The 14,873-nt window shown below is 68.6% G+C and carries 14 protein-coding genes; 3 read left to right on the forward strand and 11 right to left on the reverse strand.

The genetic code is table 11. The annotated features are described in order from the left end of the window. Positions 1-4: 4 nt before the first annotated feature. The 11 genes from AC6RA4_RS04750 to AC6RA4_RS04800 form a co-directional block, all read right to left on the reverse strand. Positions 5-391: a thioredoxin domain-containing protein gene (locus AC6RA4_RS04750; RefSeq protein WP_500157900.1), complete on the reverse strand. Its 387-nt coding sequence runs from the start codon at positions 389-391 to the stop codon at positions 5-7. Between the two features lie 62 nt (positions 392-453). Beyond that, positions 454-774, reverse strand: a complete 321-nt coding sequence (locus AC6RA4_RS04755; protein ID WP_500157902.1) for a HypC/HybG/HupF family hydrogenase formation chaperone — start codon at positions 772-774, stop codon at positions 454-456. Positions 775-779: 5 nt separating this feature from the next. Then, positions 780-1,388, reverse strand: coding sequence for a HyaD/HybD family hydrogenase maturation endopeptidase (locus AC6RA4_RS04760; RefSeq protein WP_500157904.1), 609 nt, complete (start codon positions 1,386-1,388; stop codon positions 780-782). 281 nt (positions 1,389-1,669) lie between these two features. Continuing rightward, complete coding sequence (cybH, locus tag AC6RA4_RS04765) at positions 1,670-2,446, reverse strand: Ni/Fe-hydrogenase, b-type cytochrome subunit (RefSeq protein ID WP_222602429.1); 777 nt, start codon at positions 2,444-2,446, stop codon at positions 1,670-1,672. 4 nt (positions 2,447-2,450) lie between these two features. Continuing rightward, the gene (locus tag AC6RA4_RS04770) at positions 2,451-2,633 is read right to left on the reverse strand and encodes a hypothetical protein (RefSeq protein ID WP_500157906.1); all 183 of its coding nucleotides are present in this window, start codon (positions 2,631-2,633) and stop codon (positions 2,451-2,453) included. 14 nt (positions 2,634-2,647) lie between these two features. Continuing rightward, positions 2,648-4,441 (reverse strand): nickel-dependent hydrogenase large subunit, encoded by a 1,794-nt coding sequence (locus tag AC6RA4_RS04775; protein WP_500157908.1) that lies wholly within the window; start codon positions 4,439-4,441, stop codon positions 2,648-2,650. A gap of 3 nt (positions 4,442-4,444) precedes the next feature. Beyond that, positions 4,445-5,533 (reverse strand): hydrogenase small subunit, encoded by a 1,089-nt coding sequence (locus tag AC6RA4_RS04780; protein ID WP_222602426.1) that lies wholly within the window; start codon positions 5,531-5,533, stop codon positions 4,445-4,447. Between the two features lie 206 nt (positions 5,534-5,739). Further along, complete coding sequence (gene hypF / locus AC6RA4_RS04785) at positions 5,740-7,968, reverse strand: carbamoyltransferase HypF (RefSeq protein WP_500157910.1); 2,229 nt, start codon at positions 7,966-7,968, stop codon at positions 5,740-5,742. 85 nt (positions 7,969-8,053) lie between these two features. Then, positions 8,054-9,484, reverse strand: coding sequence for a nickel-dependent hydrogenase large subunit (locus AC6RA4_RS04790; RefSeq protein ID WP_500157912.1), 1,431 nt, complete (start codon positions 9,482-9,484; stop codon positions 8,054-8,056). After that, positions 9,481-10,470 carry an NADH-quinone oxidoreductase subunit B family protein gene (locus AC6RA4_RS04795; RefSeq protein ID WP_500157914.1) on the reverse strand — a complete coding sequence of 330 codons (990 nt, stop codon included), beginning with the start codon at positions 10,468-10,470 and terminating at the stop codon, positions 9,481-9,483. Before AC6RA4_RS04795 ends, AC6RA4_RS04790 begins: the two co-directional genes overlap by 4 nt. Further along, on the reverse strand, positions 10,471-11,802 hold the full coding sequence (locus AC6RA4_RS04800; protein WP_500157916.1) for a sensor histidine kinase: 1,332 nt from the start codon (positions 11,800-11,802) through the stop codon (positions 10,471-10,473). It abuts the gene before it with no gap. Between the two features lie 226 nt (positions 11,803-12,028). Between AC6RA4_RS04800 and AC6RA4_RS04805 the strand changes: the two genes are divergently transcribed. The 3 genes from AC6RA4_RS04805 to AC6RA4_RS04815 form a co-directional block, all read left to right on the forward strand. After that, positions 12,029-13,345 (forward strand): glutamine synthetase family protein, encoded by a 1,317-nt coding sequence (locus AC6RA4_RS04805; RefSeq protein WP_500157918.1) that lies wholly within the window; start codon positions 12,029-12,031, stop codon positions 13,343-13,345. 119 nt (positions 13,346-13,464) lie between these two features. Beyond that, positions 13,465-14,448 (forward strand): serine hydrolase domain-containing protein, encoded by a 984-nt coding sequence (locus AC6RA4_RS04810; protein WP_500157920.1) that lies wholly within the window; start codon positions 13,465-13,467, stop codon positions 14,446-14,448. A gap of 120 nt (positions 14,449-14,568) precedes the next feature. After that, on the forward strand, positions 14,569-14,873 hold a 305-nt coding region (locus AC6RA4_RS04815), incomplete at its 3' end, for a COG4315 family predicted lipoprotein (RefSeq protein ID WP_500157922.1).

Consider the following 14,873-nt stretch of genomic DNA (forward strand, 5'->3'; position numbering starts at 1 on the left):
TCCGTCAGGCCGCCGGGGCCGGGATTGCGTTCAGGATCTGCGGAATGCGCGCCATGTAGTCGTCCCAGTCGCGCACCTTGGGGATGCCGCCGAGGCAGGCCCCGTCGCGGAAGAAGATCAGCGACGGCGTCTTCAGCACGCCGGTGACCTCGCGCAGTTGGGTCTCGATGGCGTCATCGACCACGGCGCAATCGAAGGCGCGCTGGAAGGCGATGCGCAGCTCGGGCAGGATCACCGCCACGTCGGCGCTCTCGAGGTTGCGCTTGGGGTCGCCCGGCACGAAGAGGCAATGGGCGCCCGGCGCCTCGGTGAAGGCCGCGACATCAGCCATGGTGCTCAGGCGGGGCCAGCCAAGCTCGCTCACCAGCCGGTCGATCAGGGGGTGTGACATGGGTCCTCCTCGGGCGCTTGTCGGGCTCTTCTGCTCAGGTCGTCTTGCTCGGGCCGCCCAGCTCAGGCGGTGGTCTTGCCCGCAAGCCGCGCCGCTTCGAGATGCGGCGGCAGGCTCGGGCTGCGGTTGTCGAGATCGGCAAAGGCGTCGCCCGCCCCAGCCCCCTGCATGATGCTGCGCAGGCCGCGCAGGGCGCGGGCGATGAGCTCGGCCTCCTGCTCGGTGATCACCTCGCGGGCGTGGCCGAGATGGGTCAGCACCCAGGTGCCGGGCGCTACGTCACCGACCAGCGACAGGTCGATCAGCGCCTCGCCCTCGTCGCCGATGGCGCGGCCGGCGATGCCGTCGACCGAAAGGATCTTCATCGGGATGCCAACGCACATCGGCCCTACTCCGCCGCCGGGAAGAAGCGGGCGTCGCCGGTGCGGCAGGCTTCGTCCTCCGAAGGACGGCCGGCCTCGTAGGCCTGATGCCGGATCGAGCTGTCGGCCAGCGCGTCGGTCTCGGTGCGGCCCTCGGTGGCGTGGAAGCCGCGCGCCGCCAGCCAGTCGCGGGCGATCCCGACCGCCTCGGGGATGCGCGCCGCCACGACCGCGCGCAGCCCTCCGCCGTAGTCCTCGAGCTCCTCGGGCTGGCAGCCGACGAGCAGCAGCTCGGCCGGGCAATAATCCATCAGCTGGGCGGTGGCGATCACGTCCTGAAAGCCGGTCTGGTGCAGCGACATCTTCTTCGCGCCCATGAAGCGCGGCACCTCGTCGCCCTCGACCACCTTCATGGTGCCGGGCGCGAGGCCGTAATCCACCGCGTCAAACACGACCAGAAGATCGGCTTCCTCGAGGAAGGGCAGCAGGTAGAGCCCCTGCGTGCCGCCATCGAGCACCTTGACGTCCTCGCCGAAGGAGAGCGTGTCGGCGAGATGCTCGACGCAGCGCACGCCAAACCCCTCGTCCGCCCAGAGCACGTTGCCGATGCCGAGAATGAGCGCCTTTTGCGCCATGCCGTCCCCTCCCCTTGCTTGCCCGGCGAAAGATCTGTTTCCGCCTGCTGGCCCGAACGACCTTATCGTTTCCGCCCCCGCAGGGCAGGGATTCTGCATCTTACAGTCACCTTTACTCATCCCTCTGAAAATAAACGAAAACACGTCCAAAACGGGCGACGCGGCCGGACGCGTGATGGAAAGAAACTTTTCACAATTGAGCATGATCGCAAGGCAAAATACCACAAAGAAAAACGGGCCCTGCAAGGGCCCGTTCCATGTCTTGTCCAAAACCGGAAAGCTCAGTCCGGTAGGTCGTCCTTGAAGGTGCGGTGGCCGGAGATCATCGTCGAGACCATCGACTGGCGCGACATGATATCCTCGCGGATCGCGGCGTAGATGTGGATCATCATGAAGATGATGATGAACCACATGCCGAGGTGATGCAGCGAGTGCAGCACCTGCGTGTTCTGCACCCAGGCGATCAGCCAGCCCATCGCCAGATCCGGCAGCGAGCCCTGCCCGGCGCCCTCGGCATAAAGCGCCCAGCCGGTCAGCAGCATGAAGGTGATGCCCACCGTCATGAAGAAGAACATCGCCACCTGCGCCAGCGGGTTGTGGCCGACATATTTCTTCGGCACGTCCTCGAGGAAGGCATACCAGCGCAGCTCGTGGACAACCTCTTTCCACCACGCCTTCTTCCACACCGGCACGTAGAACAGCTGCTTGGAGTGGTGGTTGCCCACCAGCGCCCAGTAGACCCGGCCGGCGAAGGCCACGGTCAGCAGCTGGCCGGCGGCGAAATGGATGAAGCGGTTGTAGCCCATGACGAACTGATAGGTCGCCTCGGCGAAGTTCATCGTCGGCAGCGGCGAGGCGATGAGCCAGCCGGTGCCGATCAGGGTCATGATCAGCGCCGCGTTGATCCAGTGCCAGAGCCGCACCGGCCATTCGTAGACGAAGACCGAGGTCCGCCGGCGGATTGACTCGATGTCCTGCTCGGTGGCGTCTCCGGTGAGCCGGGCGGTCGAGAGCGGCTCGACGCCCGGGTTCGGGGAGTGGATGGTTTTCTGCTCCATCGGATCACTCCTTGCGGCGGGCGCGGATCACCGTCCACAGGAGGCCGGCCAGCACCACCACGCCCAGCCCGTGCAGGGGCGACAGCAGCCAGTGCGCCGCGCCATCCGCGGGCAGGGCCGCGTCGTGGCCGGCGTGGGCGAAGGCGGCAGAGGCCGAGGCCAGCCAGAATGCGATTGCCTGTTTCATGGGGTCTCTCCTCCTCAGCGGACCTTGACGTTGGCGAGCTCGTCGCCGTCGGGCGACATCACGTGCGTGGAGCACGCGAGGCATGGGTCGAAGCTGTGCAGCGTGCGCAGGATCTCGACCGGCTCCTCGGGGCGCTCGACCTTGGTGTTCATCAGCGAGGCCTCGAAGGCGCCGATATTGCCGGCGGTGTCGCGGGGCGAGCCGTTCCACGTGGTCGGCACGACGCATTGGTAGTTCTCGATGCGCCCGTCCTTGATCTTGATCCAGTGGCCCAGCGCGCCGCGCGGCGCCTCGGTCATGCCCACGCCCTTGGCCTCGGAGGGCCAGGTCGAGGGATCCCATTTCTCGACATTCGCCGTCGACTCGTCGCCGTTGCGGATGTTGGTCATCATCTTGTCGAAGAAGTGCCGCTGCAGACGGCCGCAATACTCGGACTCAAGCGCCCGCGCCGCGGTGCGGCCCAGCGTCGAGAACAGCGCCTCCATCGGCAGATCCATGTCCGACAGCAGCCGGTCGACCTGATCCCGGATGTCCTCGTGGCCCTTGGCGTAGCCGACGATGTAGCGCGCCAGCGGGCCCACCTCCATCGCGTGACCGCGCCAGCGCGGGGCCTTGATCCACGAGTATTTCGCCGCCTCGTCGAGCTCCTTGATATCGGTGCGGGTGCCCTTGGCGTTGGGGCCGAGCTCGTATTTCGGCTCGGTGACGCCATCCCACGGGTGCAGCCCTTTGCCGGCCTCGCCATAGGTGTACCACGAGTGATCAACGAATTCCTGGACCTGCTCGGGATCGCGCGGATCGACGTCGAGCACCTCGTTGAGGTTGCCGTTGATGATCGCACCGCGCGGCAGGTGCAGCTGCTCGGGCGAGAAATCATTGGGATGCTCGGGGATGTCGCCATAGGCGAGGCAGGCCTGCGACGACAGGCCGCCACCATAGAGCCAGTTGCGGTAGAAGCCGCCGATCGCCTTCACGTCCGGGATATAGACGTTGCGGTTGAACTCCTGGGTCTGGTCGATGATCGACGAGACCATGTTGAGCCGCTCCATGTTGATCGCGCCCACCGAGCCCACGCCATCCATGTTGATCGGGCACGGCACGCCGCCCACCAGCCAGTTCGGATGCGGGTTCTTGCCGCCGAAGATGGTGTGGACCTTGACGATCTCCTTCTGCAGGTCGAGCGCCTCGAGATAATGGGTCGTCGCCATCAGGTCCGCCTCGGGCGGCAGCTTGTAGGCGGGGTTGTCCCAGTAGCCGTTCTTGAACAGACCCAGCTGGCCGCTCTCGACGAATTTCTTCAGCCGGTTCTGCACGTCGCGGAAATAGCCCGGCGAGGACAGCGGGTGGTTCGGGCCCACGGTCTGCTGCAGCTCCGAGGTCGCCTTGGGATCGGCCTTGAGCGCGTTGATCGGGTTGACCCAGTCGAGCGCGTGCAGGTGGTAGAAATGCACCACGTGGTCGTGGATCTCGAGCGCCAGCTGCATCATGTTGCGGATCGAGTTGGCGTTGTCGGGGATCGAGATGCTGAGCGCATCCTCGACCGCGCGCACGCTCGTCAGCGCGTGGGTGCCGGTGCAGACGCCGCAGATGCGCTCGGTGAAGGCCCAGGCATCGCGCGGATCACGGCCCTTGAGGATGACCTCAAGCCCGCGCCACATGGTCCCGGTCGAGACCGCGTTGGTGATGATGTTGTCATCGTTGACGTTGACCTCGCAGCGCATGTGGCCCTCGATCCGGGTCACCGGGTCGATCACCACGCGCTGGCCGCCATTGTCGAGCGTGTAGCCATTGGGGGTCTGGATAACCATCGGTTACACCTCCTCTTTCGACGTCTGGGTCTTTTTCTGTGCGGTTTTCAGCGCCGAGACGGCGGCGTGCAGCGCGATGCCGCCGCCAACCACGCCCGCCGCCGCCATACCGATCTTGTCGGCATTGGCCTCGACCCCGAACTGGGTCAGGTCGGTGACGCGGTTGTAGAAGCTGCCCTGGTCCCAGAAGCCATCTTCCGAGCAGCCGATGCAGCCATGGCCCGACTGGATCGGGAACGAGACACCCTCGTTCCAGCGCACCGTCGAGCAGGCGTTGTAAGTGGTCGGCCCCTTGCAGCCCATCTTGTAGAGGCAATAACCCTTGCGCGCGTTCTCGTCGTCCCAGGCTTCGACGAACTGACCGGCATCGAAATGCGGCCGACGATAGCACTTGTCATGGATACGCTGAGAGTAAAACATCGCCGGCCGCCCCTGCCGATCCAGTTCCGGCAGACGGTCAAAGGTGAGCATGTAGGTGATGACGCCCGTCATCACCTCTGCGATGGGCGGACAGCCCGGCACCTTGATGATCGGTTTGTCGGTGATGACCTTGTGCACCGGGGTGGCCCGGGTCGGGTTGGGCTTGGCGGCCTGCACGCAACCATAGGAGGCACACGCCCCCCACGAGATGATCGCCTTGGCGTGCTCGGCGGCGTGCTTGAGCTGATCGACGAAGGGCTTGCCGCCGACGATGCAGTACATGCCATCCTCGTTGAGCGGCGGGTTGCCCTCGACCGCGAGGATGTAGTTGCCCTTGTACTTGTCGATGGTCTCCTGCAGCGCCGCCTCGGCCTGGTGACCGGCTGCCGCCATCAGCGTGTCGTCGTAATCGAGGCTGATCATCGACAGCACGACATCCTTGGCGAGCGGGTGCGCGCTGCGGATGAAGCTCTCGGAGCAGCAGGTGCATTCGAGCCCGTGCACCCAGATCACCGGCGTGCGCGGCTTGGTCTCCATCGCATGCGCGATCTTGGGGACGAAGGCCGGGCCGAGGCCCAGCGCGGCGGCGGTCAGCGAGCAGTATTTCATGAAACTGCGCCGGGTGATTCCCTGGCTGCGCATGACCTCGTAGAAGGTTTCGATCTGGCTCAAGCTGGCGCCCTCCTCCAATTCGCGAAATCCCTGCGCCGACGCTCCCTGCCGCGCAGCATTGACCGAGCATCGCGGTATGCCGCCGTGTGCGAAAGGGCGCCGCCCGTTTCACAGGCAATGCGAAAAGGTGAACTTTGGCAATATGTTAGCAGGTTCCCAAGGGGTTCGGTGCGGTCAGCGGCTTTCCGGGCCGTGGCAAGCTCCGGTCAGCGGCTTTCCATCGCCGCGAGCGCCACCAGCGCCTGCCCCAGCGCAAGACTGCCATCATTGGCCGGGGTGGTGCGGTGGATCAGCACCGGCACATCGCCCAGCGCCTTCACCGTGAGATCGAGCAGCAGCGCGTTCTGGAAACAGCCCCCCGAAAGCGCCACCGCCTGCGCCCGCCCACCCGCGACCAGCGCCCGCGCCTGCGCCGCGAAGGCCGCTGCCAGACCGGCATGGAAGCGCCACGCCCGCTGCGCCACAGGCACGCCGTCGCGCCCGTCCTGCATGAAATGCGCGATCATCGGTGCGGTCTCGAAGACCCCGCTCTCGAAGGGCAGCGCGTAGCCCTCTCCCGCCCCCTCGGCCAACGCCTCGAGCCGCATCGCCGCCTCGCCCTCGAAGCTCTGCGCCTCGGCGCAAATCCCGAGACAGGCCGCCACCGCATCGAAGAGCCGCCCGGCGCTGGAGGAAAGCGGCGCGTTCAGGCCCCGCTCCGCCGCCATCCGCAGTGCCGCCAGCGGCTGCCCATCAAACAGCGCCTCCGCCGCCTCCCCGAGCCCCGCCTGATCCAGCCGCACCAGCGCGTTGCGCCACGGCTCCCGCGCCGCCCGGTCGCCGCCCACCAGCGGCGCAGGACGCAGCCAACCCACACGCTCGAAACCCCGGTAATCGCCCAGCAGCAGCTCGCCGCCCCAGATCGTCCCGTCCGCGCCGAGCCCCGTGCCATCGAGCACGATCCCCGCCACAGCCCCGCCCTCCAGGGGCCAGAGATTTTCCCCCAGACAGGCCGCAAGATGGGCGTGGTGGTGCTGCACCTCCACCACCGGCAGGCCCAGCCCCTGCGCGTGTTGGCTGGCCCGGTAGCCCGGATGCAGATCGCAGGCGACCGCCTCGGGGCGATGATCGAACAGCGCCGCATAGTCGCGATCCGCCTGCAGGAAGGCCTCCCAGGTCAGCGCCTCGTCGAGCTCGCCCAGGTGATGGCCAAGCAGCGCCTGCCCGGTCTTCACCAGGCAGATCGCCGCCTTCATCTGCCCGCCATAGGCCACCACCTGCCGCTCCGGGAAACCCTCGGGCAGCGGCAGCGTCCCCGGCACCCGCCCGCGCGCCCGGCGCAGCACCATCACCCCCTGCGGCGTGATGCGCTCGACGCTGTCATCGAGCCGCCGGGCGATGTCGCGGTCATGCATCAGGAAGGCGTCGGCGATGCCCCCAAGCGTCTCCCGCGCCTCACCGTTGCCGATCGCCTGCGGCTCACCCGAGAGGTTGCCGCTGGTCATAACCAAAGGCCGCCCCACGGCGGCGCAGAGCAAATGATGCAACGGCGTGTAGGGCAGCATCCAGCCAAGCGCGCCCTGCCCGGGCGCCAGCGCCTCGGGCAGCGCCCCATCCCGCTTCGCCAGCAACACGATCGGCGCCGCCGGCTCGCGCAACAGCGCGCGCTCCGCCGCCCCCGGCGCCGCATACCCTTCCAGCACCTCAAGAGACGCCATCAACGCCAGCGGCTTCGCCGGCCGCCGCTTGCGCGCCCGCAACGCCGCCACCGCCGCCGCGTCGGTCGCATCGCAACACAGGTGAAACCCGCCCAGCCCTTTCACCGCGAGGATCTCGCCGCGCCCCAGCGCCTCCGCCGCCAGCGCCACGGCGTCCCCCACGACCTCCTCCCCATCCCGCTCGACCCACACACGCGGCCCGCACTCCGGGCAGGCCACCGGCTGCGCGTGGAAGCGCCGGTCGCCCGGATCCTCGTATTCCGCCCGGCAAGGCTCGCAGAGCGCAAACCCCGCCATGGTGGTCTGCGCCCGGTCATAAGGCAGCCCGGTCAGGATGGTGAAGCGCGGCCCGCAATTGGTGCAATTGGTGAAGGCATAGCCGCGCCGCCGCCCCGGCCCAAAGATCTCCGCCACGCAATCGCCACAGCTCGCCGCATCCGGCGTCACCCGCGTCTCCGCCCCCGGCCCGCCCGAGGCCACGATGGCAAAGCCCTCGCCCACCGCGACCTCCGCCGCGACACTCTCCACCGCATCGACCCTTGCCAGCGGCGGCGCCTCCGCCCGCAACGCCGCCTCGAACCCGTCGAGATCGCCCCCGGCGCAGAGGATCAGCACCCCACGGGCATCGTTCGACACCTCGCCCGACACCCCGAAGCGCCGCGCCAGCGCCCAGACGAAGGGCCGAAACCCCACCCCCTGCACCTGCCCGCGCACCCTGATGCGCCGCCCTCTCAGCACGCCCGCATCTTCTTCTGGCCAGAAATATCCCGGGGGAGTCCGCGCCCCGCGCGGACGGGGGCAGCGCCCCCCTCTGCCCTCACCATCAATGCACCGTGCAAACCATGCATGGATCGAAACTCCGCACCACGTGCTGCACCATCACCGGCGTGGTCTCTCCCTCACCCACCGGCGCGCCGACCAGCGCCGCCTCCACCGGCCCCGCTACGCCACCAGCGTCGCGCGGCGAGAAGTTCCACGTCGTCGGCGCCACGATCTGGTAGCGCGCGATCCGTCCCTTCTCGACCGCGATCCAGTGCCCCAGCGTGCCGCGCGCCGCCTCGACGAGCCCCACGCCAACGCCCTCGCGCAACGCCGGCGCGGGATCCATGAACACCGCCCCCGGATCCAGTGCCGCCGCCCAGTCCTCGAGCCAGAGCACGGTGCGGGCGATCTCCAGCAGACGGCCCGCGATGCGCGCCCGCACCGCGCCTTCATCGGCCAGGGAGAGCGCCAGCGGATGGCCGTCGACCACCTGCCGCGCCAGCGCGCCGACCTCGACCGTGCGCCCTCCCAGCCGCGGCGCCTTGCACCAGCTGTAGCCCGGCTCGGCCATGTCCTCGTCGGGCAGAGTCGCGCCTTGAGCGGGGTGCGCCGCATCGCCCAGCATCCAGGCGTGGCTCACATCCTCGACGATCTCGCCCGGATCGAACTCCGAGACCGCGCCGCCCTCCCAGACGCCGGAGCGGGTCACCCGTCCCTCGGCCAGCGGATAGGCGCCGCAGGAGAGATAGCGCTTCGGCCCGACGCCGATCGTCTCGAGGCCGAGATCCGCCGCGATCTCCGAGAACAGCGCCACGTCGCCGCCGGTCCAGCCCTCGTAGCCCGCAACAGACTCCAGCGCCGCAAAATCCTCCAGAGACCCGCCGAAAAGCTCGCGCTCGAGCACGCGCCTCGCGGCGCGCAGGGTGGTCTGGATGCGGATGCGGTCGCGCGCATCGGGGGCGCGGGTCACCCCGCCGGGCTGGATCGCCAGCGTGTGCGGCCACTTGCCGCCCAGAAGCCCCACGATGTGGAAGAGCTGCGCCCGCGCCTCGATCAGCGGCCGCACCGCCGAGCCCTGCTGCGCGGTGTAGCGCGCGACCGCGCGGTCGTGCCACGCGCGCCCGGCATACACGTTCCGTGCAAAATCCGGCATGAAGAACAGCGCGAAGTGGCTGATGTGATCGCAGAGGTTCTCGACCCCGTGCAGGATCGCCGCCGCCAGCCGCCCCTGCGGCGGCATCGTCACCGCGCCGGCATCGGCCAGCGCCAGTGCCGCCGCCGCCGACTGGCTGATCGAGCAGATGCCGCAGATCCGCGGCGTCAGCGTCAGCGCGTCGCTCGGGGCCTTGCCCTGCAGCATCATCTCGAAGCCGCGGAACAGCGGCGAGTTGGCCCGCGCCTCGACCACCCGGCCCTCCCGCACCTCGAGGGCAATCTCGAGATCGCCCTCCACGCGGTTGAAGGGCCCGACCAGAAGCTGCCTGTCGCTCATTTCCGGGCCTTCACGCTGGGCGCCTGCACCAGGCGGTCGGAATGGGCGTTGCGCTCGATGCGCTGCGGCGTCGCGGCCTTCGACAGCGAGGCCAGCGCCATGAACCACGCCTTCGGCATGTCGGAGGGCAATCCCACCGGGATGCCCGCGATGGTCGGCGTCTCGGTGAACGGGTGGCCCGGCTCCTCGAATTCCGGCGCGGTGCAGGCGATGCAGGGGTAATTCCCCCGCGTGCACGAGCCCTCGCCGTTCCACGGCCGGATGTTGCAATCGCCCACCGCCTGCGTGCCGACGCAGCCCAGATGCTCCATCATGCAGCCCATCTCGCAGAGCGTCCGGGCGCTGGCCTTGTACTCGTAGAACTCGTTCTTGGTGCAGCCGTGATGCACGAGATGATCGGCGTAGAAGCGCGGCCGGGCCAGCGCGTCGAGATCGCCCGCGCCCAGCGCCCCGCCCGCCAGCATCAGAAGCGTCTCGGTGACCCAGGCCGGGTGCGTCGGGCAGCCCGCCACGTTGATCACCGGCAGGCCGGAGCGGCTGGTGAAGCCCTCGTCGAGCGCCGCGCCCTTCTGGCGGCCGTCATATTGCAGACCCACCGCGCCCGCCGGGTTGCCGCCCGCCGCCGTGATGCCGCCAAACGCCGCGCAGGTGCCGACGGCGACCACGTGCTCGGCCATCGGCGCCAGCGCCCGCACCCAGTCGAGCATCGAGCGCCCGGTGCCGGCCAGCATGTGGAACTTGCCCGTCCCGCGCGGACCGGTCACCACCGAGCCCTCGAAACACAGCACGTCGAGCGCGATCTCGCCCTGCTCCACCGCGCCCAGCAGCGCCTGCACCTCGCAGCCGGTCTCGACCGAGAGCGACGGGTGCCAGAGAAACTCGATGCCGGCATCGCCCAACGTGTCGAGCACGTTGGGGTTCTCGGCGCAGAGCAGCGACATGGTGCAGCCGCCGCAGCCGGCCGATTGCAGCCACAGGATATTCATTCAGGCCTCTCCCGGTGTGTCCGCCAGCGGCAGTTCGAGCACGAAGACCGCCCCCGGCCCGGGCAGCAGCGACAGCTGCCCGCCATGTTCATCGGCGATCTTGGCGCTGATGGAAAGCCCCAGCCCGGTGCCCTTGCCCACCGGCTTGGTGGTGAAGAACGGGTCGAACACCGCCGCGCGCTGCTCGTCGGGGATGCCGGGGCCATTGTCCGAGACGGTCATCCGCGCCCGCCCGCCCTGCGCCGCGAGATCAATGCGGACCTCGGGTGCCTCGACCCCGTCGACCGCGTCGAGCGCATTCTGCACGAGGTTCATCACGATCTGCTGGATATGGCCCGGCACGCCGATCACCCGCAGGCTGTCGTCGCCGGTAAAGGCCACCGAGACCCCCGACTTGGCGCCGCGCTCGACCCAGCGGGCACCCACGCGCGCGGTCTCGACCAGATCGAACGGCACCTTCTCGCCGCTGCCCTCGGAAGACAGCCGGCGCAGGTCGGCCACGATGTCGCGCACCCGCTCGGCGCCTTCGCGGGCGCCGTGGATCGCGGTCGAGAGATTGCCCAGCGCGCGCTCGAGCTTGAGGTCGCTGCGCAGCCGCACCAGCTCCTCGCGCGGCGCGCCCGACTGGACCTGCTCGAAATAGGTCTCGAACTGTCCGACGTATTTCTCCAGCGCGTGCACGCTGGCATAGACGAAGCTGATCGGGTTGTTGAGCTCGTGCGCCACCCCCGCCAGCAGCCGGCCCAGCGAGGCGAGCTTCTCGTTGCGCACGATCTGGCCCTGCGCCTGCTTCAGCTGCTCGTGGCTGAGCTCAAGCTCGGCATAGGCCCGGCGTAGCTCGCCCAGTGGGCGCCCGCTGAGCACCGCGCCGCCGAAGCGGTCGCGGGCGTCGAGCCGGGGCGAGAGTACGATGTGAAACGGCTGCGCGCCGGTTTCGGTGGGGATGCTGGCCTCGAAATCCGCCACCGCGTGGTTCATCCGCAGCTGGTTCAGCGCCGCGCCGATCTGCGCCGCCCCCTCGGCGTCGAAGATCTCGGCCACCGGGCGGCCGATCACCGCTGCCGCCCCGCCGCTGACCAGCGCGAAGAGCGACTCGCTGGCCTCGGCCACGCTGCCGTCGCGGTCGATCACGATGAGCACGTCGCTCACCGAATGCAGCACGCCCTCGATGAGATGCTTGGCGGCGGTCAGCTCGGCATTCTGGTGCTCGAGCTGCTCCTGATGCGCCACCAGCTCGGTATAGGTCTGGTCGACGGCACGCAGCACCGACTGCCATGCCTCGTCGGTCATGGCGTTGGGATCGTCTTGGGTCAGGGCGCCGTGCTCTTCCATGGGCCGATACTATGCGCGCCGCGCAGGGCGTGGCAATCGGCCCGCGAACGCCCCCGCCCCGCCGTGACCGCTAACAGCGGCTGCGCAGAATTTATCCATTTCCGCCAAGTGCTTCCCCTGCATGCGGCCATTCCGCCACCCGTCCTTGACAGTCCGCGGGTGCCGGGCAAACTCCGCCCGACACCGCCCCGGCGGAAGAAAGAGAACGACAAGGAGCAGCCTTCCGATGGACAGCAACGGCATCCCCGAACACGTCTCGCGCGACGTCCATGTGGGCATCTTCGACCTCGACGGTCTGTTCCGGCACAAGCTGATGGATGGCACCAAGGCCGACAAGCTGGTCGAGAAGGGCTACAGCTTCTGCGACGTGCTGCACGCCTGGGACAGCGCCGAAAAGACCTGGGACGACAGCGAGACCTATATCGACCGCCCGGCGCAGATCTTTCCCGAGACCCGCCGCCACTGGCCCTTCGGCGCCAATGCCGAGGTGATGATCGCCGATTTCACCGGCGATTTCGGCAAGAAATCCCCGCGCAACCAGTTGCTCAAGCATCTGGGCAAGGCCGAGGCCATGGGCTTCGAGGTCACCGCCGCCTTCGAGTACGAGTTCTTCCTGCTCGACGAGACCGCCGACAGCCTGCGCGAGAAGGGCTATCGCGACCTGCAGCATTTCGCCAAGGCCAACCGCACCTACTCGCTGCAATCCGCCGCCGCCTATGGCGACCTGTTCGACGGGCTGCGGCAATGCATGCGCCTGATGGATATCGGCCTCGACAGCCTGCACACCGAGCTCGGGCCGGGCTGCTTCGAAGCGCCGCTCTCTGTGGCGAAGGGCATCAAGGCGGCGGATGACGCGGCACTGTTCCGCAATTTCGCGCGGGCCTATTTCGCCCGCAATGCGCTCACCACCGTGTTCATGTCGAAACTCTCGCCGGAGCTCTCGGGCCAGTCCGGGCATTTCCACATCTCGCTGCAGAAGGACGGTGCGCCCGCCTTCGCCGATCCCGACGCGCCCGATGGGCTGTCGCAGACCGCGCGGCATTTCCTTGGCGGGCTGCTCGAGCTGATGCCCGAGATGCTCGTGCTCACGGCGCAGACGGTCAACGCCTACAAGCGGCTGGTGCCCGGCGCCTGGGCGCCCACATGGGCAAGCTGGGGGGTGCAGAACCGCACCGCCGCGGTGCGCATCATCAATGACAGCCCCGAGGCCACACGCATCGAGTTCCGCGTCCCGGCCGCGGACTCCAATCCCCACGCAGTCATGGCCCTCTGCCTTGCTGCGGGCCTGCGCGGTATCGAGACCGGCGCCGAGCCGCCCGCGCCCGTCAAGGGCAGCGCCTACGAGGTGCAGCCCGCGGCCAGCGCCCGCTTCCCGCGCGATCTCGTCGAGGCCACAGACCGGCTCGAGACTAGCGAGGCGGCGCGCTCGCTCTTCGGAGACACTTTCATCGACCACTTCGTGCGCTCGCGCCGCTTCGAGGTGCAGGATTACCTGCGCCACGTCACCCCGTGGGAGATCGAGCGCTATATCGAGCTGTTCTGAGCGCCGGCTCACCTGCTGTTGATGGCCCGTGACCGGCGCGCCCCGCGCCGCGGGTTTCCTTTCGCGGCCCTGCGGCCAAGTCTCGTGGTATCCTTTCCCGAGCCCGCAGGAGCCCCGCCATGCTGTCGCGCCGCAGTTTTTCCCTCACCCTTGCCGGTAGCCTCGCCGCGCCCTCTTTGCTGCGGGCCCAGCAGGGCACCGACGAGATCCGCGACATGGCGGTCGGGCTCGACCAGCTGCACTCGATCCAGGTCCGCCGCGGCGACGAGACCCTGCTGGCCGAAGCCCCACGCGGGCCGGGGCTGGGCCGGGTCGCCAATATCAAGTCCTGCTCCAAGAGCCTGCTTGCCCTGATCCTCGGCGCGGTGATCGACGAGGGCGGCATCGAGAGCGTCGAGGCGCGGCTTGGCGACGTTGCCCCCGGCCTGATCCCCTCGGGTGCCACCCAAGGCGTCGAAGACCTCACCATGCGCGATCTGGTCACCCTGCGTGCCGGGCTCGAGCGCACCTCCGGGGCCAATTACGGCGCGTGGGTAAGCTCGCCCAACTGGGTCTCCTACGTGCTGCGCCAGCCGCGCATCGCCGAGAATGGCGGGCGGATGATCTATTCTACCGGCACCACGCATGTCTTGGGCGCCGCCATCGCGACCGCCACCGGCGAGAGCCTGCTGAGCCTGGCGCGCCGGCATCTCGGCACGAATCTGGGCATCGAGATCCCGGCCTGGACCCGCGACCCGCAGGGCTTCTACTTCGGCGGCAACGAGATGGCGCTGAAGCCGCAAGCGATGCTGCGCGTGGCGGTGGCGATGCGCGACGACGGGCGCTATGGCGGTGAACAGGCGCTGCCCGCCGGTTGGGTCGCGGCCTCGCAGGAGCCGCGCACCCGCTCGCCGTGGTCGGGGCTTGGCTACGGCTATGGCTGGTTCCTCAGCGACAGCGGCTGGATCCTCGGGCGCGGCTATGGCGGGCAGGTGATCGCGGCGCACCCGGCGCGCGACCTTGCCGTCGCCATCACCTCCGACCCGACGCGCCCGGCGCGCTCGGGCGGCTATTTCGGCGACCTGATGGGGCTGCTCGACGGGCCGATCATCGCGCTCGGCTGAGCGGTTCGCCCGAAACCCGAAAAATTTGCCGGCCAAATGAACCCAGTGGTGGGGCACCGGCACTAACCCGGTATCCAGAGCGAGATGGTCTGGGCCAGACACCACCACAGGAGATTATCAATGAAACTTCTCACCCTGATTGCCGGCGCCGCCCTGTCCGTCGCCGCAACCACTGCCATCGCAGCTCCGGCCGGCATGTCCGGCGGCGGCGTGCTCGTCGATGGCGAGGGCATGACCCTCTACATCTTCGACAAGGACGCCCCGGGCACCACCAACTGCTATGGCGGCTGCGCCGCGAGCTGGCCGCCCTTCATCGCCAAGTCGGGCGCCAGCGCCGAGGGCAACTTCAGCCTCGTGACCCGCAAGGACGGCGCCGAGCAATGGGCGTTCAAGGGCATGCAGCTCTACTACTGGGCCGGCGACCG

Source organism: Salipiger sp., from assembly GCF_059781815.1.